Source organism: Flavobacterium sp., from assembly GCF_036782315.1.
GTDB lineage: Bacteria > Bacteroidota > Bacteroidia > Flavobacteriales > Flavobacteriaceae > Flavobacterium.
In genome coordinates this window covers 83,289-107,112 of record NZ_DAIPZK010000003.1, presented here as the reverse complement: position 1 = coordinate 107,112, position 23,824 = coordinate 83,289, and the positions used below count along the sequence as shown (strand labels likewise).

Genomic DNA, 23,824 nt, shown 5'->3' with positions numbered 1-23,824 from the left:
ATGCAAACAATAGAACAAATTCAAGATTTTAAAGGAAAATATCCAAAACAACTTTGGTATTTATTCTTCAGCGAAATGTGGGAACGTTTTTGTTTCTACGGAATGCGTGGAATGTTATATTTCTATATGGTTCATCATTTATTGATGGATAAAGAAACTGCTAATCTTCAATACGGAGCAACTCAAGCATGGGTGTATGCTTTTACTTTTATTGGAGGATTATTTGCAGACAAAATTTTTGGATTTCGAAAATCTCTATTTTGGGGTGGAATATTAATGATTGTTGGAAGTTTAATTTTGGCAATAGACCCAAAATCAATGTTTTTTGTTGGAGTGAGTTTTACCATTGTGGGAACAGGTTTTTTTAAGCCTAATATTTCGTCGATGGTTGGAAAGCTTTACAGAGAAGGTGATTCTAGAACTGACGCTGGATTTTCATTGTTTTATGCGGGTGTTAATCTAGGAGCTTTAATAGGAGGTTATGTTTGTATAGCAGTTGGAAAAAGAGAAATGTTATCTTCTATCATACCTGAAGGATTAGAATGGAATATTGCTTTTGGATTGGCAGCTGTAGTTATGGTAATTAGTTTATTGACTTTTACTCAAACTCAAAAAAGTTTAGGAAATATTGGTTTGTCACCATTACAACATATTGCATCGGGTAAAAGAAAAATTTATGAGTGGTCCACTTATTTAGGTTCTATTTTGATTATTCCAATTATAATTGTAATGGTTTCTAATACAGAATATACAGATTACTTTATGTATACCATTGGACCATTTTCATTACTATATTTAGCTTATGAAATGCGAGGTTTCTCAATTGCTGAAAACAAAAAATTAATTGCAGCAGTTATTTTTATGTTGTTTTCAATTGTTTTTTGGGCATTTTTTGAACAAAGTGGCGGTTCTTTAAGTGATTTTGCTGCTGAAAATTTAAACAATACAGTTTTAGGAATTCCTTTAGATCCTAATGGTGTAAACAACTCAGCAAACTCTTTTTTTGTAATTGCTTTCGCAGCATTAGTAGGTATGGTTTGGCTTTGGATGGCAAAGAAAAAGTTTGAACCTAATACAATTATTAAATTTGGTTTAGCATTCTTATTCCTAGCAGGAGGTTTTTGGGTGTTTTATTATACTAAGTTTTTTGCAGGACCAGATGGGAAAACTTCTTTAGATTTATTTACATTTGGATGGTTTGTTATTACATTTGGAGAGTTGTGTTTGTCGCCAATTGGCATGAGCGCCATGACTAAATTATCACCTCAAAAAACTCAAGCGGTTATTATGGGAATGTGGTTTTTGGCAAGTGCCTATGGTCAATATTTTGCGGGTTTGTTAGGAGCAAACATTGCAAGTGCTTCTAAAAATATGACCAACTTAGAAAAGTTAAATACTTATGCAGATGGTTACCAGCAATTAGCAATATATGCTTTAATTGCCGGAGTGATTTTAATAGCTTTCTCACCATTAGTTAAAAAATTAATGCAAGAAGTTAAGTAACAATTATTTTTGGCATCTAATTTGTTATTTTTGTATTGAAAATTTAGTATATGAAAAAGATTTTAGTAATAGCGTTTATCATTTTGACAAGTTTGTCATCTCAAGCGCAAGAAGAACTAACATGGCATACTGATATGTCAAAAGCAACAGATATTGCGATAAAGCAAAATAAACCTTTATTCTTGTTTTTTACTGGTTCAGATTGGTGTGGATGGTGTATTCGTTTGCAAAAAGAAGTTTTTAAGACACCTGAATTTGTAAAATGGGCTAAAGAAAATGTAGTTTTAGTAGAGTTAGATTTTCCGAGAAATAACAATCAAACAGATGCTGTGAAAATGCAAAATGCTCAAATACAGCAACAACTACAAGTTAGAGGATATCCAACGGTTTGGTTTGTAAGTGCTGCTAAAGCTGAAGAAGCCAAAATAAATTTAACAGCATTAGGTAGCACTGGGTATGTAGCAGGTGGTCCAAAAGTTTGGATTGATGGTGCTAACCAAATTATCAAAAAGAAATAGTTTTATTTCAATCTATAGAATCCCTTTTCTGCAATGGCATGAAAAGGGATTTTTTCTTTTTCACAAGTAGTTTCCCAACGTTTAATAGTGTTTTTGTAGTTGCTTTTATCGGCTATAATCTCTTGAGGTTTAATTTCTCGTATCAATCGCGCTAAATTGATTTTTGGATTTTGAGTTAAAACTATAACTTCAGCAGAAATAGAGGTTTTATAAATTCCCATACTATCCACTATTAAAATTCTTTTATTTTGAAATGAAATCGCATTTTGCATCGGAAAAATTCGCAATGAATCAGAAAATGTTCCTCGTAAATAATGATTTAAAGTGATGTTATGATTTTCAGGGAAATCGCTAAAAGCTAAAACACTATTTTGATTTTTGATGGTAATTAAAGTTGATTTTTCATTAAAAATAACCAATTCACTTCCTTGATTTTCATTCCATTTAACATTGATGTAGCTCAATTGGAAAAGTAAAATACTTGCTAAAATATATTTTACATTTTTAATTTTCTTATGATATATCCAATAAATAAAAGCAACGATGATTAAATACATCGAAAAAGTAAGCCAACTTGAAAACGAAATATTCGTAATAATGCCACTTTTAAATTGGGCAATCCAATGAATATAAACATTCATCAAATGGATTATAAAATTTAATAGTTTCCCCAAAAGAATGGCAACATCAGGTAAAACAAAATTGAAAAATAAAGTTATAATCCCACCTATTAATACAGCTGTAGATAGAGGAATAATGACCAAATTTGCAAGTAGAAACAATAAAGGTAATTGATTGAAATAATACAAACTTAATGGCAAAACACCTATTTGCGCTGCCAATGAAACTAAAACAATATCAGTAAAGTAAATAGCAATTTTATTTTCAGAAAAATAGAATTTTCTGTAAAAAGGCTGAAATAATACAATCGACAAAACAGCTACATAACTCAATTGAAAACCAATATCAAAAATAGCATTTGGTTTTACCAATAAAATTAAAAATGCGGAAATCGCTAATGCATTATAAATCGCTTTCGGATGATTGAAATAGTTTCCAATACTAATGAAACTAAATAATGTTACGGCTCTTGTTACTGAAGCAGGCAAACCTGTAAGCAAAGCAAACAACCATAAAATTGATAAGACAATTAGTAATTGAATTTCAGCTCCAAACTTTACTCTTTTAAGTGGCTTCAACAATAACACAATAAAGAAGTAAATGATGGAAATGTGTAATCCTGAAATTGCTAAAATGTGAATCACACCCGCATTGGAATAATCTGCAATTGTTTCTTTATCTAATTCTAATCGCTGGCCTAAAATTAAGGCATCAATTATAGCTTTTGTTTTGGAATCAAAATGATGGATTTCGAAACTTTGGCTGAGATTATTTCTTAAATTTTCAATATAATAATCAATAGTTTTATGTTTTTGAATGATTTTAATTTGATTTTCCCGGGTGTAAATTTGATGGAATACATTTTGCTTTTCGAGGTATTTCGAATAATCAAATTGGTACGGATTAAAAGCTTTTGGAACGGGATAAACAGATGCATTTAACCAAATTTCATCACCAGCATGTAAAGTTTCTTTATTTGTTCTCGGAACATAAAGCAACATTTTTCCGGAAGCTGTGGAATCATTAAAATATGATAGTGTAATGAAATATTTGTTATACTTTGTATTTGGTTTTAATGTAGCGGTAACAATAGCTCGAATAGAATTGGTTTCTTCAAATGATTTTTTTGTGTAATGATTTTTTGAATTTACATCTGAATGAATATGAAAATTCATTATTCCTAATATAAAGGCGAGTAGGTAAGTGGTGATACCAAAAAGTGTGTTTTGAACTAAGATTTTTTGCTTCTCCAAAATAGAAAACCAAAAATTCCCAAACTTATTAATAATGAAATTATTAAATTCGAAAAATTCCATTGCAAGTGATATGCTGCAATAATTCCAATCGCAAAACTAATAGTAATGGTGAGTAAAGGAAACTTAAATACTTTCAAAATATTATTCTTTTTTGAAGTAATTTTAGTTTTAAGTAAGTAGGGGACTTCCTTGTATCAAAAATATTAAAAAATAAGTTTATTCCTAATAAATCAAAAAGAAATCTTTATTGTTTTTTTAATGAATTCACAATAAAATCAGCAGTCTTTTTACTCGCGCCTTCTCCGCCCAATTTTTGTTTTAAATCGGCATAATTTTGCAATAAAGCTGCACGACTTTCTGTATTCAAGATTTTATTAAGTTCTAATTTTAAATTCTTCGTGTTCAACTCATCTTGAATTAATTCTTTCACTACTTCTTTATCCATTATCAAATTTACCAATGAAATATATTTTAAAGTGATGATTCTTTTGGCAATTTGGTACGAAATATAGCTTCCCTTATAACAAACCACTTCAGGAACATTAAATAGAGCGGTTTCTAAAGTTGCTGTTCCAGAAGTTACTAAAGCAGCGTATGAATGACTTAATAGATCGTAGGTTTTATTCGAAATAAATTTTACATTTTCATTGGTTAAAAATGTTTTGTAAAATTCATATTCCTGACTTGGAGCACCAGCAATTACAAATTGATAATCAGGAAAATCTTTTACAACAGAGAGCATAATCGAAAGCATTTTAGAGATTTCTTGCTTGCGACTTCCAGGTAAAAGAGCAATTATTGGTTTTTCAGATAAATGATTTTCTTGTCTAAACGCTTCATCTGAAATTTCTGTTCTGTTTGCAATAGCATCAATTAACGGATGCCCTACAAAATGCACAGGGAAATGGTGTTTTTTTTCATAAAAATCTTTTTCAAACGGAAGAATTACATACATATAATCCACATCGCGTTTGATGGCTTTAATACGGTTTTCTTTCCAAGCCCAAATTTGAGGCGAAATGTAATAATGAGTTGGAATGTTTCGTTCTTTTGCCCAAGTAGCAATGCGCATGTTAAATCCTGGATAATCAATGAAAATAATAGCATCTGGTTGGAAAGCTTCGATGTCTTTTTTACAAATCTTAATGTTATTCAAAATTGTTTTTAGGTTCAAAATGACTTCAATAAAACCCATAAAAGCCAATTCGCGATAGTGTTTTACTAAAGTTCCACCAACATTTTGCATTAAATCGCCACCCCAAAAACGAATTTCGGCTGATGGATCTTTTTCATACAAAGCTTTCATTAGGTTTGAACCATGTAAATCGCCTGATGCTTCTCCTGCTATGATGTAATATTTCATTTATTTATCTCTTTATAATTCCCAAGAATTCAATTGTTGCATTGCATGATGTGCTGTTAAATCAAACTGTACTGGTACAATTGAAATGTAGCCATTTTCTAATGCCCATTCATCGGTATCAGTTCCTTTGTCCAAATTGACAAATTTTCCTGTTAACCAATAATAATCTTTTCCTTGAGGATTTGTTCTTTTATCGAATTCTTCTTGCCACATAGCTTTTGCTTGACGACAAATTTTTACCCCTTTTATTTCTTCTTTACTTAATTTAGGAAAGTTTACATTCAGTATTACACCTTCGGGTAAACCATTTTTTAAAACTTCAGAAGCAATTTGTTTTACATATTTTTTTATGGGGTTAAAATCGGCTTCCCAACTGTAATCTAATAATGAAAATCCTATAGCGGGAATTCCTTCTATGCCTGCTTCTACCGCAGCACTCATAGTTCCAGAATATATTACATTTATAGAAGAATTGGAACCATGATTAATGCCAGAAACACACAAGTCGGGCTTTCTTTTTAAAATTTCATTTACGGCAATTTTTACACAATCTACAGGTGTACCACTGCAACTATATTCTTGTTCAAGTTCTTTGTCAATATGAACTTTTTCTAATTTTAAAGTATTGTTTATGGTAATGGCATGTCCCATTGCGCTTTGTGGGCTATCAGGTGCTACAACTATTACATCGCCTAATTCTTTCATCACTTCAATTAAAGTGCGAATTCCAGGAGCAACAATACTATCGTCGTTAGTTACTAATATAAGTGGTTTTGCCATTTTTCGTACATTTTTTGCTAAATTAAATAATTTATACCGAAACCTTTTTTTTGAATGCTAAATTTTATTGGTTTAACAAAAAATTATAGTATTTTGCATGGTTGTGGCATGATTTTTTATGTATTTTAGTTGAAAATTTTTCGATGAAACGAATAGTGGAATTTATGAAAAGAAATTATAAGGTTATATTGCTGGTAACTGCTTTATCAGCAATACTATGGAGTTTTATTCCAAGTGAAAAAAAAGACGATCCTGAAAAAGACAAACTTTTAATTGAATTGTTAACTTTTGTCTTAGAAAAAGGGCATTATAGTCCTGTGGATATTAATGACGATTTTTCTAAGAAAGTTTACAAGAAATATTTAGACAATATCGATCCTACAAAACGATTTTTCCTTCAAGGAGATATAGATGATTTTAGTAAATATGAAACGTCTATTGATGATATGATTAAAAATAAAGACTTAACATTCTTTAATTTGACCAATTCTCGTTTGTTAAAAAGAATGAAAGAGTCAAGAGCCATTTATGAAGAAATTTTGTCTCAACCTTTTGATTTTACAACAAAAGAAAACATCAATGTTGATTACGAAAAGTTACCTTACAGCAAAAATCAATCAGAATTAGTCGACAGATGGAGAAAGCAGTTGAAATTATCTGCACTTTCTTCAATTACTGATAAACAAAAGCTTGAAGAAGATAAAAAGAAGAAAGAACCTAGTTACACAGTAAAATCATTTGAAGAAATTGAAAAAGATGTTCGCAAAAATTCTTTAAAATCATTAAACGAATATTTCGATTTTATTGAAAAAGAACTAGATAGAGACGATTGGTTCGCTATGTTTTTAAATTCAATCGTAGAGCGTTACGATCCCCATACGTTTTATTTTTCTCCAGATGACAAAGAAAAATTTGATGTTAGTATGAGCGGAACTTTTCAAGGTATTGGTGCTCGTTTACAAAAGAAAAATGATGCGGTTGAAGTTTCTGAACTAATTTCGGGCGGACCTGCGTGGAGAGGAAAAGAATTAGAAGCAGGAGATTTAATTTTAAAAGTAGGTCAAGGAAAAGAAGAGCCACTTGATATTGCAGGAATGCGTTTAGACGATGTAGTTAAGAAAATCAAAGGTCCAAAAGGAACCGAGGTAAGATTAACGGTAAAAAAAGTAGATGGATCTATTAAGGTGATTTCTATTATTCGTGATGAAGTAGAAACAGAAGAAACTTTTGCTAAATCGAGCATAGTTGAAAAAGAGGGAAAACGTTTTGGAATTATTTATCTACCAAAGTTTTATATTAGTTTCGAAAACAAGCAAAACAGAGATGCTTTCAAAGATGTTGCTTCTGAAATTGAGAAATTAAAAGCGCAAAATATCGACGGACTAATAATGGATTTGCGTGATAATGGAGGAGGTTCATTAGAAACAGTTGTTAAAATGGTAGGTTTGTTTATTCCAGAAGGTCCAGTGGTACAAGTAAAAGCTCCAGGAAGAAATCCAGAAATTTTACCTGATCCAGACAAAAGGGTGCAATATGATGGTCCGCTTGTGGTAATGATTAATAATTTTTCTGCATCGGCTTCAGAAATTTTTGCGGCTGCAATACAAGATTACAAACGTGGAATTGTTGTAGGTAGTAAGCACTCTTACGGTAAAGGAACGGTTCAAAATGTAATTGATTTAAATCAATTTATTAGAGGAAATTCTTATGGCGACTTAGGTGCTTTAAAAACAACCATTCAGAAATTTTATAGAATTAATGGAGGTTCTACGCAACGCGAAGGTGTTAAAAGTGATATTGTATTCCCAGACCGTTTTTCTTATTTAGATATGGGAGAGCGCGATGAAGAAAGTGCTTTGCCTTGGGACAAAATTGAACCTGCAAAATACCAACCGCTAAACATAAATTATGATAATGTAATTGCAAATAGCAAGAAGCGAATTGCATCCAATCCAACTTTTAATCTAATTGATGAAAATGCTAAATGGATTTATCAACGTAAAGATGAAAATGTTTTTAGTTTAAATTTGAATGATTTCAAAAGAGAACTTGATGCAACTGATGTGAAAATTAAGAAATTTAAAGCCATTTCAGATTATAAAAACAACTTCGTGTTTACATCATTACCGGATGAAGTTGCTTTGTTTGAGAAGGATACTTTGTTAAAACAAAAAAGAGAGCGTTGGCATGAAGACATGCAAAAAGATATTTATATTGAAGAAACATTAAATGTTATATCTGATATGAAAATGCTAACAAAAGGTAAAAGCATTCCGCAGAAGTTTAGTATGAATTAATTTTATAGGCATAAAAAATCCCGATTTCATTACAAAATCGGGATTTTTTTATTCTAGTTTTTTTAATTTATTTTCAGCTTTTTCTAAATCTATTTGTAATTCCAAAGTTTTATTTTCCTTTTTTAGAATTTTTTCTCGCCATTTTAATTCTTCTTCAGAAGTTAGCTTTCCTTTTTTTCTTAGTTTTTCAAATTTTTCTTTATCTTTTTCTAAGTCTTTTTGGTTGCTGAGTATTCTATTTTTTGATTTTTCAACATTTTTTTTAGCTTTTTCTCTTTCGGCAACTTTTTTTTCAACTTTTTTTAATTCTTTTTCAGCTCTTTTTTGAGCTTTTTCAGCTTCTTTTTTTGCTTTTTCTGCATCGTTTAAAGCTCTTTGACGTTCTTTTTCTGCTTTTTGTTGCTCTTTAATTATTTTCTCTTCTGATTTAATTCTTTCTTTTTCATTTTTTTGTTGTTCTTTAAGTAAATTTTCTTGCTTAATTTTTATGCTATCAATAACTATTTCTTGAGCAAATGTTAATTGTAAACTTAAAAATGTTAGGAGGAATAAAAATTTAATTTTCATGATTTTGGATTTTAAAATTACCTTTACAAAGGTAACAAAAACTAAGCCAAACCATGAAAAGATTATATTTCTTACTCATTATCGTTTTATTTTATTCGTGTAAAGAATCAAGAATTTATGAAGATTTTTTGATTAAAAGTGATGGGGTTTCTGCTTCTGATAACAAATTAGAAATAGATTTCGATTTTTATCCCACTTCGACAACACATGACATTTATAATCGAGATACCTATTCATTTTCCTATTCTGAAGAACATGAACAAAGTGAATGGGTGGCATATTATTTAGATAGTGATGATATTACGGCTGCTAATTTTGACAGACCTTTTTTTGAACAAGATCCTTTAGTGAAAACAGAATCGGCTGATTGGAGGAATTATAAAAAGTCGGGTTATGACAAAGGGCATTTGTGTCCGGCAGGAGATAGAAAAAGAACTTTAGAGGATTTTGTAGAAACTTTTTTTACTTCAAACATTAGTCCTCAGCAACATGATTTTAATTCAGGTATTTGGAATCGTTTAGAAGAAAAAGTGAGATATTGGGCAGTAAAACATGATGGATTATATGTTGTTACAGGAGGTGTTTTGAGCGATAATTTGAAGACAATTGGTAAGGAGCGTGTTTCTGTTCCAAATTATTTTTACAAAGTACTTTTGTCAAAAGATTGGAATAAAATGATTGGTTTTTTAGTTCCCCATCAAGATTCTAATAAACCTTTATATGAATTTGTGGTTTCGGTTGATGAAATTGAAAAATTAACAGGGATTGATTTTTATCCTAACTTACCAGATAAGATAGAAACTCAATTAGAATCAAAATCAGATTATAAAGGATGGAGTTTTTAATTACCACTCATTAACTTTATTTGCATCTAGCTTAATAAAGATAAAAAGTAAAATAGTAAATGCCCATAAACTCGAACCTCCATAGGAGAAAAAAGGAAGTGGTACTCCAATAGTAGGGAATAGCTTAATTAACATGGCAATATTCACAAAGAAGTGGGTAAATAAATATGTGGCTACACAATATCCATATACCCTACTAAATTTGGTTTTCTGGTTTTCTGCCAAATAAATAATTCTTAAAAATAAGGCAACAAATAATGCAATTACAGTAATGCTGCCTACAAAACCCCATTCTTCACCTACAGTAGTAAAAATATAGTCGGTATGTTGTTCTGGTACGAATCCTCCTTTAGTTTGTGTGCCTTCTAAATAACCTTTTCCAATTAATCCTCCTGAACCAATCGCAATCATTGATTGATTTAGATTATAACCTTCACGTTTCATATCAACATCATCTCCAATAAGTACATTAATACGATCTTTTTGATGTGGTTCTAGTACTTTGTCATAAACATAACTTACAGAGAAAGCAAAACCTGCCATTAGTAAGTACAATAATCCATAAACTATTGGATTTCTTGATATTTTTCTATTAAATATGTAATGAATTACCATTACAATAAAAACGATTCCAATTAAATAAGTAGGTTCAATTACTAGAGATAAAAAGAATAATGCGATAGCAATAATACCAGAGAAAAAATACCAACTTGGTAAGCCTTCACGATTTAAAACAAAAATCAGCGAAATGAAAATCATGGCACTACCCGCATCAGGTTGCATTAAAATTAACAAAACGGGTATTCCAACAATTGCTAATCCTATGATTTGATGCTTTGTGTATTTTAAATTGATTTGAGAATAACTCAAATATTTTGCCAATAACAAAGCGGTTGCAGTTTTAACAAATTCAGAAGGTTGGAATCCAAAACCTCCAAACTGATACCAGTTGGTTTGTCCTTTTTTAGTAACTCCGAATACAAATAACCCTAATAATAGCAATATACCTATACCATAAAATATAAAAGAAAACCGTTCAAAAATTTTGGCGTCAGCAAATAAAATAATAAGTATTAAGGGTATGCTTAAACCAATAAAAAGCATTTGACGGCCATAAATTTGGGAAAGATCAAAAATTGAGGTTTCTTCTAATGGTAAAGATGCAGAATAAATAGTCATCCAACCCATAATTACTAAAACAATGTAAAGTAATATGCTGATATAATCAATTCTATTTCCTACGCTTTGATTTTTCATTTAGTTTTCTTCCTCTTCTTTTTTAGCGTCTCCTATGGTAATATTCCCTTGTATAATGTCTTCGTTTAGTTTAGTGTCTACTGAACGTTGATAAATGATGTTTTCAATTTTTCGGTATTCATCTTCTATGCTTCCGTTTAGCATTCGAGTTTCTAAGTCTTTACGACTAATTTTCCCATTTAAATATTTTTCAATCATTAAAGTTGCAATAGGACCAGCCCATCTGCTACCCCAATAACCATTTTCAATAAAAACAGCTAATGCTATTTTAGGATTTTCTCTAGGTGCAAAAGCAACAAAAATAGAGTGATCTTTTAATTGATAAGTTTTGCCAGCTACTCTAATTTTATTTTCAGCAGTTCCTGTTTTTCCACAAATTTTTATTCCTTCTACTTTAAGTCCCGATGCTGTTCCGAAATTATAAACATCTTCCATTCCTTGGATAATTGGTGGGAAGTATTGTTTATCAATCGTAGTATAATGTTTTGTAGTAAATTTTTTATCTAAATTTTGTCCTTTTATCTTTTTAACAATATGAGGCGTGTAATAATAACCTTCATTTGCCACAGCTGCCATCATATTAGCCAATTGTATAGGCGACGTAAGCACTTCACCTTGTCCAATAGCATTAGAGATTATATAAGAGCTTCTAATTTTGGCTCCTTTATATGCTCTCTTGTACAGTTTTGAATCGGGAACTAATCCTTTTGCGCCAATGGGCATATCTGTACCCAGAAATTGACCTAGTCCAAAACTTTTAACGTGGTTAGCCCAATTGTCAACGCTGTAGTAAGAATCCTTATATTTCTCAATAGTTCTTTTGTAAGTATTTCCAAAATAACTATTACATGATTTATAGGTTCCGTTGTTTAATTGCAAAGTATGCAAACCACAATGACATTTCATAAAACGCCCAAAATTGAAACCATGATTGCAATAAAAAGTAGTTTGTTCATCAATAACTTCTTCTTGTAATCCAATTAAGCCAGTGATGATTTTAAATGGAGAACCAGGAGGATAAGCTGCTTGAAGACCTCTGTCGTACAAAGGTTTTGCAATCGAATCATTGTATAATGCGGTATAGTTTTTTGAACGTTGTCTTCCTACCAATAAAGCCGGATCATATGTAGGAGCTGAAACTAAAGCTAAAATTTCACCTGTTTTTGGTTCAATAGCAACGATTCCACCACGCTTATTAACCATTAATTCTGTACCGTATTTTTGAAGCTCATAATCTATGGTTAGCGTTAAATCTTTTCCTTGTTGAGCAATAGTATCAAATTTTCCTTCTTTGTATGGGCCAATGATTTTGTTATGCTTATCACGAAGTAAATATTTCACTCCTTTTACGCCTCTCAAAATTTCTTCGTATTGTTGTTCTACGCCTTGCTTTCCAATCAAATCACCACTATTGTAATATTTGTTTTTCTTTAATATAGCTTCATTAACTTGAGTAATAAAGCCAAAAATATTAGCGCCAAAATTTACTTGATAATCTCTTAAGGAACGTTTCTGAGTATAAAATCCTTCAAATTTTCGTTCTTTTTCTTGAAAAGCAGCATATTCTGCTTTGTTTAATTGTGAGAGGAAAACGGAAGGTAGCATTGGACTATATACCTTAGCTTTTTCAATTTTTTTTATGAAGAAGTCTTTCGAAATATGAAGTAGGTTGCAAAATTCTGTAGTGTCAATATTTTTGATTTCTCTGGGCACAACCATAATATCATACGATGGTTGATTGGCTACTAATAACTTACCATTTCTATCATAAATATAGCCTCGCTCCGGAAAATCAAATACTTTTTTTATGGCATTGTTTTCGGATTTTAATTTTAAAGTTTCATCAATTACTTGGAGGTAGAAAATTCGAGCAATTAGAATAATTGATGTGATAATGATTACGGCGGGCAATATTACTTTTCTCATCGTTTACTCGGCTTAATAATATAAATTGTTAGTAAACAAATAATAAACGTAAACAACGTGCTAAATAGTGTGCGCGTCAGAATGGTGAAAATCAAATCAAATCGGTAATATTCAAAAAAGAACAAAACAAAATGATGTATAAAAATGGCTAATAACAATAAGGTAATTCGTTCAGGTGAAATTTTGTCAGCAATTTTAACCGTCTGATATTCGTAACTCAATCCAAATGAAAATTTAAAAAGAGTAGGGCGAACATACGCTAAAACTAAAGAAGACATAGTGTGAATCCCGCCTGAATTACAAAACATATCTAAAAGAATTCCCATGCCAAAACTTGCTAGTAACAAGACATTTTTGTTGCTATTCACAGGATATAATAAAATGAATAAAATATATGGATATGGATTTAGATATCCAAACAAGTTAATATTATTGAATATTAAAACCTGTAAGAATAAAAAAACGACAAATCGAATACTATTTAAAATGCTATTGTTCACTTACTGTTTTGGTGCTGTGGTTGCTGCTTCTAATTGTTGTTTCTCTTTTTTTCTTTTGTTTTCGATAACATAAACATACCCTAGCGATGTCATGTCATTAAACAAACGAACATTAATAGTGTAATAATTTGTTTTCTTATCGATGTAAATTTTGTCAATTTTACCAATAGGAATATTTTCTGGAAAAATATCAGAATTTCCTCCTGTTACAATTGAATCACCATGTCTCAAAGAGGCCAATCTGGGTACATCTATAAGTTGTACAAATCCTACATTATCGCCATCCCAGATTAAAGATCCAAAGTGATTGGAATTTTTAATTTTAGCATTAATCTTTGATTTCGTATTTAAAACACTTTGAATGGTTGCAAAATTAGCGGATGTTTTTTCAATTAAACCTACAATTCCTTTATCGTTAACAACTCCCATGTCTACTTCAATACCTGCATTCTTTCCTGAATTGATAGTTATGTAGTTTTCTCTAGAGTTAAATGAGTTCTTTACCACTTTTGCTACTACAACATTATAATTGTTGAGATCGTTTCGAAAAAGTGTTTTGGAAACTAAAACTGTGTCTTTTTTATTGAAAAGTAATTCTTTTAACAGTGCATTTTCTGATGCTAAATCTTTATTTTTTTCTTTTAAACTGAAGTATTCATTTATCTCATTTACTTTTTCATAGTAAGCACCAGTTACAGCATTGGCCGAATTTACATACTCACTTCTGTGATACGAATGCGATTTTATGATAAGCGAAAATGAGATGCCCAAAAGCAGCAAAAACAGCAATCGATAGCTGTTTTTTATGATAAAGTTAATTATTTGCTGCATGGACTATTTTTTATTTAATCAGGATTCCTTTGTATTTGTTGATGTTCTTTAAGGTCATTCCCGTTCCTCTAACAACGGCTCTTAAAGGATCTTCTGCGATATAAACTGGTAAATCGGTTTTCATTGAAATTCGTTTGTCTAAACCTCTTAGCATTGAACCTCCACCTGCAAGATAAATACCCGTATTATAAATATCGGCAGATAATTCGGGTGGTGTTTGAGATAGGGTTTCCATAACAGCATCTTCAATACGTTGAATCGATTTGTCTAATGCTTTTGCAATTTCACGGTACGATACATCAACACGTTTTGGTTTTCCAGTTAACAAGTCTCTTCCGTCTACTGCCATATCTTCTGGTGGACTATCTAAATCTTCAGTAGCTGCACCAATTTGAATTTTAACTTTTTCAGCGGTGGTTTCTCCAACGAATAAATTGTGTTGCGTTCTCATGTAGTACACGATGTCGTTTGTGAAAACGTCTCCGGCAATTTTAACCGATTTATCACAAACAATTCCGCCTAAAGCAATAACGGCAATTTCTGTTGTTCCTCCACCTATATCCACAATCATGTTTCCTTTAGGTTGCATGATATCTAAACCGATACCAATTGCAGCAGCCATAGGTTCATGAATTAAGTATACTTCTTTACCATTTACACGCTCAGCTGATTCTTTTACCGCTCGCATCTCCACTTCAGTAATTCCTGAAGGAATACAAATTACCATACGAAGCGCTGGCGTAAATAATTTCTTCTTTAAAGCAGGAATACTTTTGATAAACATTTTTATCATCTGCTCTGAAGCATCAAAGTCAGCGATAACCCCATCTTTCAACGGACGAATGGTTTTAATGTTTTCATGAGTCTTACCCTGCATCATATTGGCTTCTTTTCCTACAGCAATAATTTTTCCTGTAATTCGGTCACGAGCAACAATAGAAGGGCTATCCACTACGACTTTGTCGTTATGAATAATTAGTGTATTTGCGGTACCAAGGTCGATTGCGATATCCTCGGTCATGAAATCAAAAAATCCCATAAGTTTGAGAAGGGTTTAGCGTTTTTTGTAAAATTGTATTCAACTCGCAAAATTATAAAAATAATCTGGAATAAATACAAATAAAAAGCGCATTAAAAGATTTTTTTTAATGCGCCTAGAAAATATTTTTTGTAAGTGAAATTTTAATGTTTAAAATGACGGATTCCAGTGAACACCATTGCCATATTATTATCATTACAATAATTGATACTCAATTCGTCTTTTATTGAGCCTCCTGGCTGAATTACCGCTGTAATTCCAGCTTTGTTAGCTATTTCTACACAGTCAGGGAAAGGGAAGAAGGCATCACTTGCCATAACTGCTCCAGTTAAATCAAATTCAAAAGAAGTAGCTTTTTCAATAGCTTGTCTTAAAGCATCAACTCTTGAAGTTTGTCCGGTTCCAGAAGCACATAATTGTTTGTTCTTTGCAAAAACGATTGTGTTGGATTTCGTGTGTTTACAAATTTTTGAAGCAAACAATAAATCTTCAATTTCTTCTTCTGTTGGAACTGCAGTTGTAACCGTTTTTAAATGGTCTTTTGAATCGGTAACGTTATCTTTATCTTGAACTAAAATACCGTTTAAACAAGTTCTTACAGTAGTTTGTGGTAACTCAACGTCATTTAAGACTAAGATAATTCTGTTTTTCTTTTCTTCTAAAATGTCAATTGCTTCTTGATCATACGCTGGAGCAATTACCACTTCACAGAACAATTGGTTGATTTCGTTAGCTGTAGCCACATCAATTTTTCCATTCGCAATTAAAACTCCGCCAAAAGCTGAAGTTGGGTCACCTGCTAAAGCATCTAAATACGCTTCTTTCATCGTATTTCTAGTTGCTAAACCACAAGCGTTGTTGTGCTTTAAAATGGCGAAAGTTGGATTGTCATTTTTGAATTCGTTCATTAAATTTACCGCAGCATCAACGTCTAATAAATTGTTGTATGATAATTCTTTTCCGTGAACTTTGGTGAACATTTTATCGAAATCGCCATAGAAAAATCCTTTTTGATGTGGATTTTCACCATAACGTAATACATTTCCGTTTTGCTCGCTGATTTTTAAAACAGGTTCTTCAAAAACTTGATTGAAGTAGTTGAAAATCGCCGAATCATAGTGTGAAGAAACATTAAAAGCTCTTGAAGCTAATAATTTTCTGTTTTCTAAAGTTGTAGCGCCGTTATTTTCGGTATAGAAATTCAAAAATGGTGCATATTGCTCAACCGAAGCTACAATTACCGTGTCTTTGAAATTTTTTGCAGCGGCTCTAATTAACGAAATACCACCAATGTCAATTTTCTCGATAATATCTTGTTCGCTAGCTCCAGAAGCAACCGTTTTTTCAAACGGGTACAAATCTACAATCACTAAATCGATTTGCGGAATGTTGAATTCTTTCATTTGTTCCACATCACCTGCGTGGTCTTGACGGTTTAAAATTCCACCGAAGATTTTAGGATGCAACGTTTTTACTCTTCCGCCTAAAATTTCAGGGAAAGCCGTAATATCTTCTACAGCAACTACTGGAATGCCTAAATCTTTAATAAAAGTTTCGGTTCCGCCAGTAGAATAAATGGTTACATTGTTTTGGTGAAGGGCTTTAACAATAGGTTCTAAACCGTTTTTGTCAAATACAGAAATCAATGCCGAAGCAATTTTTTTTGTTGTGTTCATGGTGTTGTGTTGTTGAATCTGAATAGTCTCAGATAAATGTTGTTGTTTTCGTGGTGCAAAAGTAGTTATACTTCTTAAAATAGTCAAACTTTATTCGAAGGGATTTTTGTTGTTAAAAATAAATTATTTCAGATAACATTCTTTTGAAATACCTTTTTTAGTTATTAAGAATAATTTCTTTCTTTTGATTAAGTATTTTTCTTGTTCATTGAATTCTGTATATTTTGTGTTCTTTACAATTGAATCTTTTTCAATATCAAAAGAAGATGCCTCTATAAAATAATCTGAACCTAGTATTAATGTGTCTTTTGATAAAGTCCAGTTTCCATTAATAGTATCATCTAAGAAAGATCTAAAATGGAAATTTCCATTTTCATTGATTTTTAAAACATATTCAGGTTTTCCATAAAGGAAACAATTTGATTGATATGATGACTTTAAGGTTGATTTACAGCTAAGTAATATTAATACGATAATAAAGAATAATATCTTTTTTTTCATGAATAATAATGTTTAAATAAAAGTTTTCTAATCGCTAGTTCTAGTTTTAAGAAGATTTAATTTCATTTCTCAAATATAAATAAATTCCCTCTAACTGTAACATTTTCACTCATTGCTCTACTTATTAGTAATAGCTCAGTATTATGCTTTTATATTTACGATTACTTTCAGAAAGTTTCAGTTTTGCCATCAATGCGTTGCGCAACAATAAATTGCGTACGCTTTTGTCGTTGTTAGGTGTTACTATTGGAATTTTTTCCATTATTGCGGTGTTGGCTGCGGTTGATTCTATGGATAAAAAAATCAAAGAAGACTTGAGTGATATGGACATGAATACGATTTATTTAATGCGTTTTTCATTTGGTCCATCTGAAGTGCCGCGTTGGAAAAGACAACAATTTCCTGATGTAACCTATGAAGAATATGAATATTTAAAGCGTAACGTAAATGGAATTGATAAAATGTCATTCAATTTGTTTACTCGTAATGAAAGTATAAAATACGAATCCAAGACGGTGAATTCTATTCGAGTGAAACCTTCCACAGAAGATTTTTTTGATATTGAACCTATTAAAATTGATAAAGGACGTTTGTTTAATGAGTCAGAATCGAATTCAGGAAGTCCAGTTATTGTAATTGGTAATGAGGTAGCAACGGGTTTGTTTGAAAATAGTGACCCTATCGGTAAAAAAGTGCGTTTGTATGGTCAACGTTTTACTGTAATTGGTGTTTTGAAAAAGCAAGGGCAAGGCATGTTTGGCGATAGTAATGATGTGGCAGTTTTTTTTCCTGTGAATTTCTTACGAAAAATGTATGGCGATAACAGTAAAGCGTTGACACCTGCCATGTTAATTAAACCTGAAAAAGGGATTGATATTGAAGAATTCAAAGCAGAATTACGCCAGAAACTAAGAAATTTCAGAGGTTTAAAAACAGGCGATATTGATAATTTCTTCATGAATGTATTATCAGGTTTTACCGATTTTATTGATAATATTGTAGGGCAAATGAATATGATTGGTTGGATTATCAGTGCGTTTTCACTTTTGGTGGGCGGATTTGGTATTGCCAATATTATGTTCGTATCGGTAAAAGAACGAACGAATTTAATTGGAATTCAAAAAGCATTAGGAGCTAAAAATAAATTTATCTTGTTTCAATTCTTATTTGAAGCCGTTATCTTATCTTTAATTGGTGGAATTGTGGGGATGTTTTTAGTTTGGATAATTGCTTTAATATTGTCATCTGCATTGGATTTTGAATTTGTATTAAGTGCTGCCAACATGTTGATAGGTTCTGGTTTAGCTGCGTTTATTGGATTGATTTCTGGAATTATTCCTGCGATTTCGGCTTCAAAATTAGATCCTGTGGAAGCTATCAGAAGCGGAATGTAATTTTCACTATATTTGGCGATTAATATCCCAAATTGAAAAAGCAAATCATTAGTATTTTTTTGCTATTTATGTTAATAGCACCTGCAGTTGTAACTTACACTTGGTTGCAACAAAGAAAGCGTGCGGTTAAAAAAGAAGTAAAGTGGAAAATGATTGCGGGTATTGATAAAAAAGAATTGGTGCATTTAAAATTTTCCAAAGCTGAAATTACTACTAAACTAAATTGGAAACATTCAAAAGAGTTTGAGTTCAATAATCAAATGTATGATGTTGTGGATAAGGTAGTTATTAGAGATTCAATTCAGTATTGGTGCTGGTGGGATTTTAAAGAAACGAAATTAAACAAACAATTAGAAGAACTCTTGGTTGGTGTGTATCAGCACGATTCTAAATCTAAAGAAAAGCAAGATTTACTGTATAAGTTTTACAAATCGATTTATTTTCAACCTGTTTTTTCATGGTTTCCTTTTATAGATAAAAATAGCACTATTGACATTAATAGATATGGTAGTTTTTATCAGTCAAAAGTATTATTGGTAGATTCGCCTCCGCCCAATATTTATTCTTAATTTATTTGATTCACTGAATGCTTAAATAGTATCAGTGTTAAATATGTTTTTAGATGAGAATAAATAATCCATAAAAATGAAAAAAAATATTTTTTATGCTGTTGTGTTATTACCTTTTTTAGGGTTTTCGCAAACAGCAAAAGATACCGCTACAACCGAATTGAGCGAAGTGGTAATTTCTAATAAAGTTCCAAAAAAATATACGCAATTACCCAATCAAGTTGAGGTAATTACTGCCAAACAAATTGATTTTCAAAACTTTCAAAGTACGGCTGAGATGCTTTCTAACTCAGGAGCATTATTTGTACAAAAATCACAACAAGGTGGCGGAAGTCCAGTAATTAGAGGCTTTGAAGCAAGTAGAGTTTTAATCACTGTTGATGGTGTTAGAATGAATAACTTAATTTTCAGAGCGGGTCACTTACAAAATGTAATTACGGTTGATGAGAATATGTTAGAAAATGTGGGAGTTTTTTACGGTCCGTCGTCTACATTATTTGGTAGTGATGCCCTTGGAGGAGCTGTTGCAATGACCACAAAAAATGCTAAGTTTTTAGATGAGGTTAACAACAAATTTACCGGAGGTGTTAATACACGTTATAGTAGTGTAAATGAAGAAAAATCGGTGGCTATGCATTTGAATTACGCCACTTCAAAATTTGCTTCAATGTCTTTCTTTTCATTTAATGATTTTGGTGATTTAAAAATGGGTAGAAAGAAAAATCACAATGGAGATTTTTTTGGAGAAAGATTAAATTATGTTTCCACAGTTGGTGGAGTTGATCAATTGAATGTAAACGATGATAAATATACGCAAGTAGGTTCGGCTTACAAGCAATATAATTTCATGCAGAAATTTGGTTATAAAACAAATTCAGGATATTTACATGGTTTGAATTTCCAATATTCTACAACATCAGATATTAATCGTTATGATAGATTAACCGAAACTACTGGTTCTGGATTAAAATTTGCGGAATGGTATTATGGTCCACAAGTACGATTATTAGCTATTTATTCATTACAAAAAGAAAAAGCATTTTTAAATAGTGACTTAAAAGTAAATGTAGCCTATCAAAACGTAAAGGAAAGTCGCCATAACAGAAGATTTGGAAACTATAATTTACAGCACAATGAAGAAAATGTGGATATGTTTTCAGTTTCGTTAGATTTGGATAAGAAATTCACAAAAGGAGAATTATTTTATGGTTTTGAATCATACTATGAAACTTTAAAATCTACAGCGTATGCACAAAACATTAATACTGGAGCTATAAGTAATATCAATACGCGCTATCCAAATGGAGATAATAATATGATGCGTAATGATTTTTATGTTTCGTATAACGAAAAAATGTCTGAAAAAACATTTTGGAATGTAGGAGCAAGAGCAGGTTATACTTCTTTGAAAAGTACTATAGCTGATAATTCTGTTTTTTCACTTCCTTTTGCATCTATTTCACAAGGGAATTTTACTTATAGCGGTACTTTAGGAATTACTCATAATACTTCGAAAAACTTTGCTTTAAAAGGAAATGTAGCCACTGGATTTAGAGCGCCTAACATTGATGATTTAGCAAAAGTTTTTGAATCACGAGCAGGTTCATCTTCTTCGTTAGGAATTTTAATTGTGCCAAATGAAGATTTAAAACCAGAAAAAACCATTACTGGAGATTTAGGAATTGTAATCCAATCTGATTCTAAAAAGATAAAATTAGAAAGCACCTATTTTTATACTAGAATGTATGATGCGATTGTTACTGATGATTTTACTTATAACGGACAAAGTATCGTAAACTATAACGGTTTTGATGCTCAGGTAAAAGCTAATCAAAATAAAGGGAAAGCCTTTGTAACAGGATTTTCAACTAACGTAAGTGCTTTTATTATTCCTGATTTATTATTTAACGCTAATTTTAATTATACACTTGGTAGAGTAGTAGAAGTAGGCTCTCAAAGACCTTTAGACCATATTGCACCTTATTTTGGAAAAGTAGGTTTATCATATACATATGATAAGCTTAATTTAGAAGGGTACATGTTGTATAATGGTAAAAAAGACAGTAAGGATTATTCAACAAGTGGTGAAGATAATGCACAGTATGCACCTGCTAATGGAATGCCAGCTTGGGAAACTTATAATTTTAAAGCTGGATTACAAATTATTGATGGCGGTACTCTTTTTGCTGGGGTAGAAAACATTTTAGACACACAATTTCGAGTGTTTGCATCAGGAATTAATGCGCCTGGTAGAAATATTTACGGTGGTATAAAATATACTTTCTAAGAGGAGTAAAAGCAAAATAAAATCCCGATAGTTTTGGAAGCTATCGGGATTTTTTATTTTATCTTATCGGTTGATTTTGAATCAAATCTAAGTATAAATTGATTTTGTTTTTCAATTCTTTTCTGTGAGCGATGAAATCTAGGAAACCATGCTCTAATAAGAATTCTGAAGTTTGGAAACCTTCTGGTAAATCTTTACCTGTTGTGTCTTTTACAACACGAGGTCCAGCGAAACCAATTAAAGCTCCAGGTTCACCAATGTTGATATCGCCAAGCATAGCATAAGAAGCTGTTGTTCCACCTGTAGTAGGATCGGTACATAATGAAATGTATGGAATTCTTTCTTCGGCTAACTGTGCTAATTTTGCTGAAGTTTTAGCTAACTGCATTAAAGAGAAAGCGGCTTCCATCATACGAGCACCGCCTGATTTTGAAATCAAAACAAAAGGAATTTTATTTTTGATAGAGTAATCAATTGCTCTAGCAATTTTTTCACCTACAACCGCCCCCATAGAACCTCCAATGAAAGCAAAGTCCATACAAGAAACCACTAAATCTTTTCCTTTTGATTTTCCAACACCTGTACGAATAGCATCTTTTAGTTTGGTTTTATCCATTACTTCTTTTAAACGCTCGCTGTATTTTTTAGTGTCTTCAAATTTCAATGGATCTTTTGAAGTTAAATTTGCATCTAACTCCGTAAATTCATTATTGTCGAATAAAATTTCGAAATATTCTTTACTACCAATTCGTACATGATAATCGTCTTCTGGGCTTACCCATAAGTTTCTTGCTAATTCATCTTGATCAACAATTTTTCCCGTAGGCGATTTATACCATAAACCTTTTGGTACGTCTTTTTTCGCTTCTGTGGGAGTTGTAATCCCTTTTTCTTTTCTTTTAAACCAAGCCATAATTTTGTTTCTTGTTTATTGTTAATGGTTTATAGCTTGTTGATAACAATAAACAACAAACTACAAACAACAAACTTATAAAGTATTCACGTTATTTAAATCGGCAAAAGCTTGTTCTAAACGTTTGTTGAACGTAACTTCTCCTTCACGAACCCATTTTCTTGGATCGTAATGTTTTTTATTTGGGCTATCGGCTCCGTCAGGACTTCCGATTTGTGTTTTTAGATAATCTATTTTAGACATCATATAATCACGAATACCTTCTGTAAAAGCGAATTGTAAATCGGTATCGATGTTCATTTTGATAACCCCGTAAGAAATAGCTTCTCTAATTTCTTCTAAAGTAGATCCAGAACCTCCGTGGAAAACAAAATCAACAGGATTATTTCCAGTATTGAATTTATTTTGAACGTATTCTTGCGAATTTTTAAGGATTTTTGGAGTCAATTTTACATTTCCAGGTTTGTAAACGCCATGTACATTTCCAAAAGAAGCCGCAATAGTAAATCTTGGACTTACTTTCATTAATTCCTCGTAAGCATAAGCTACTTCACTTGGCTGTGTATATAATTTTGAGCTATCTACATCCGAATTATCTACTCCATCTTCTTCGCCACCTGTAATCCCTAATTCGATTTCTAAGGTCATCCCCATTTTGCTCATTCTTTCTAAATATTTTTTAGAAATCTCGATGTTCTCTTCGATTGGTTCTTCTGATAAATCAATCATATGCGAACTGTATAATGGTTTTCCAGTTTCTGCAAAATGTTTTTCAGACGCATCTAATAAACCATCAATCCAAGGTAAAAGATTTTTAGCGCAATGATCTGTATGCAAAATTACTGTTGCACCATAGGCTTCAGCTAAAGTATGAATGTGTTTAGCACCTGCAACTGCTCCTAAAATAGCCGATTGTTGATTTTCGTTTGATAACCCTTTTCCGGCGTTAAATTGTGCTCCACCATTTGAAAATTGAATAATAACAGGAGCTTTTAATTTAGCTGCTGTTTCTAAAACTCCATTAATGGTACTTGAACCTACAACATTAACAGCAGGTAATGCAAATCCTTTTTGTTTTGCATAAGCAAAGATTTCTTGTACTTGATCTCCGGTAGCAACACCAGGTTTAATATTGTGACTCATAGTTGTATGTTTTTAGTATAGTTGTGCAAAAATAATAA

19 protein-coding genes are annotated in these 23,824 nt (G+C 31.5%); 7 read left to right on the top strand and 12 right to left on the bottom strand.

All coding sequences use genetic code 11. The features are described 5' to 3' along the window. Both V7P59_RS04160 and V7P59_RS04155 read left to right on the top strand, forming a co-directional pair. Positions 1–1,503, top strand: coding sequence for a peptide MFS transporter (locus tag V7P59_RS04160; RefSeq protein WP_333808906.1), 1,503 nt, complete (start codon positions 1–3; stop codon positions 1,501–1,503). A gap of 50 nt (positions 1,504–1,553) precedes the next feature. Next, positions 1,554–2,021 carry a thioredoxin family protein gene (locus tag V7P59_RS04155; RefSeq protein ID WP_333808905.1) on the top strand — a complete coding sequence of 156 codons (468 nt, stop codon included), beginning with the start codon at positions 1,554–1,556 and terminating at the stop codon, positions 2,019–2,021. A 2-nt stretch (positions 2,022–2,023) separates the two neighbouring features. Here V7P59_RS04155 and V7P59_RS04150 read toward each other — a convergent pair whose 3' ends face one another. The 3 genes from V7P59_RS04150 to surE all read right to left on the bottom strand — a co-directional run bounded on the left by V7P59_RS04150 (position 2,024) and on the right by surE (position 6,041). After that, positions 2,024–3,958 (bottom strand): ComEC/Rec2 family competence protein, encoded by a 1,935-nt coding sequence (locus tag V7P59_RS04150; RefSeq protein ID WP_333808904.1) that lies wholly within the window; start codon positions 3,956–3,958, stop codon positions 2,024–2,026. A 184-nt stretch (positions 3,959–4,142) separates the two neighbouring features. After that, positions 4,143–5,261 (bottom strand): lipid-A-disaccharide synthase, encoded by a 1,119-nt coding sequence (lpxB, locus tag V7P59_RS04145; RefSeq protein WP_333808903.1) that lies wholly within the window; start codon positions 5,259–5,261, stop codon positions 4,143–4,145. Between the two features lie 12 nt (positions 5,262–5,273). Then, a complete protein-coding gene (gene surE, locus V7P59_RS04140) occupies positions 5,274–6,041 on the bottom strand; it encodes a 5'/3'-nucleotidase SurE (protein WP_333808902.1) in 768 nt (255 codons plus the stop codon). A 143-nt stretch (positions 6,042–6,184) separates the two neighbouring features. On the opposite strand from surE, the gene V7P59_RS04135 reads away from it, so the two are divergent. Next, a complete protein-coding gene (locus V7P59_RS04135) occupies positions 6,185–8,338 on the top strand; it encodes a carboxy terminal-processing peptidase (RefSeq protein ID WP_333808901.1) in 2,154 nt (717 codons plus the stop codon). 48 nt (positions 8,339–8,386) lie between these two features. Here the strand turns inward: V7P59_RS04135 and V7P59_RS04130 are convergent, their stop codons facing one another. Further along, positions 8,387–8,905: a hypothetical protein gene (locus V7P59_RS04130; RefSeq protein WP_333808900.1), complete on the bottom strand. Its 519-nt coding sequence runs from the start codon at positions 8,903–8,905 to the stop codon at positions 8,387–8,389. A gap of 53 nt (positions 8,906–8,958) precedes the next feature. On the opposite strand from V7P59_RS04130, the gene V7P59_RS04125 reads away from it, so the two are divergent. After that, on the top strand, positions 8,959–9,750 hold the full coding sequence (locus tag V7P59_RS04125) for a DNA/RNA non-specific endonuclease (protein ID WP_333808899.1): 792 nt from the start codon (positions 8,959–8,961) through the stop codon (positions 9,748–9,750). Here the strand turns inward: V7P59_RS04125 and rodA are convergent, their stop codons facing one another. From rodA to V7P59_RS04095, 6 genes are all read right to left on the bottom strand, one after another. Further along, positions 9,751–11,007, bottom strand: coding sequence for a rod shape-determining protein RodA (rodA, locus tag V7P59_RS04120; RefSeq protein ID WP_333808898.1), 1,257 nt, complete (start codon positions 11,005–11,007; stop codon positions 9,751–9,753). Next, positions 11,008–12,933, bottom strand: coding sequence for a penicillin-binding protein 2 (mrdA, locus tag V7P59_RS04115; protein WP_333808897.1), 1,926 nt, complete (start codon positions 12,931–12,933; stop codon positions 11,008–11,010). A gap of 500 nt (positions 12,934–13,433) precedes the next feature. Further along, positions 13,434–14,264, bottom strand: a complete 831-nt coding sequence (gene mreC / locus V7P59_RS04110; RefSeq protein ID WP_333808896.1) for a rod shape-determining protein MreC — start codon at positions 14,262–14,264, stop codon at positions 13,434–13,436. 10 nt (positions 14,265–14,274) lie between these two features. Beyond that, positions 14,275–15,303 carry a rod shape-determining protein gene (locus V7P59_RS04105; RefSeq protein WP_231835976.1) on the bottom strand — a complete coding sequence of 343 codons (1,029 nt, stop codon included), beginning with the start codon at positions 15,301–15,303 and terminating at the stop codon, positions 14,275–14,277. Between the two features lie 143 nt (positions 15,304–15,446). Next, entirely contained in the window at positions 15,447–16,979 is a 1,533-nt protein-coding gene (gene purH, locus V7P59_RS04100; RefSeq protein ID WP_333808895.1) for a bifunctional phosphoribosylaminoimidazolecarboxamide formyltransferase/IMP cyclohydrolase, read from the bottom strand. Between the two features lie 123 nt (positions 16,980–17,102). After that, a complete protein-coding gene (locus tag V7P59_RS04095; RefSeq protein WP_333808894.1) occupies positions 17,103–17,480 on the bottom strand; it encodes a hypothetical protein in 378 nt (125 codons plus the stop codon). Positions 17,481–17,623: 143 nt separating this feature from the next. Here V7P59_RS04095 and V7P59_RS04090 point away from each other — a divergent pair, with 143 nt between their 5' ends. The 3 genes from V7P59_RS04090 to V7P59_RS04080 all read left to right on the top strand — a co-directional run bounded on the left by V7P59_RS04090 (position 17,624) and on the right by V7P59_RS04080 (position 21,730). After that, the gene (locus tag V7P59_RS04090; RefSeq protein ID WP_333808893.1) at positions 17,624–18,874 is read left to right on the top strand and encodes an ABC transporter permease; all 1,251 of its coding nucleotides are present in this window, start codon (positions 17,624–17,626) and stop codon (positions 18,872–18,874) included. Between the two features lie 32 nt (positions 18,875–18,906). Further along, positions 18,907–19,443, top strand: coding sequence for a hypothetical protein (locus V7P59_RS04085; RefSeq protein WP_333808892.1), 537 nt, complete (start codon positions 18,907–18,909; stop codon positions 19,441–19,443). Positions 19,444–19,519: 76 nt separating this feature from the next. Further along, positions 19,520–21,730, top strand: coding sequence for a TonB-dependent receptor plug domain-containing protein (locus V7P59_RS04080; RefSeq protein ID WP_333808891.1), 2,211 nt, complete (start codon positions 19,520–19,522; stop codon positions 21,728–21,730). Between the two features lie 58 nt (positions 21,731–21,788). On the opposite strand, the gene accD is transcribed toward V7P59_RS04080, so the two are convergent. Together accD and fbaA are read right to left on the bottom strand one after the other, a co-directional pair. Continuing rightward, a complete protein-coding gene (gene accD / locus V7P59_RS04075) occupies positions 21,789–22,643 on the bottom strand; it encodes an acetyl-CoA carboxylase, carboxyltransferase subunit beta (protein WP_333808890.1) in 855 nt (284 codons plus the stop codon). 75 nt (positions 22,644–22,718) lie between these two features. Continuing rightward, complete coding sequence (gene fbaA, locus V7P59_RS04070; RefSeq protein WP_333808889.1) at positions 22,719–23,786, bottom strand: class II fructose-bisphosphate aldolase; 1,068 nt, start codon at positions 23,784–23,786, stop codon at positions 22,719–22,721. Positions 23,787–23,824 lie beyond the last annotated feature (38 nt).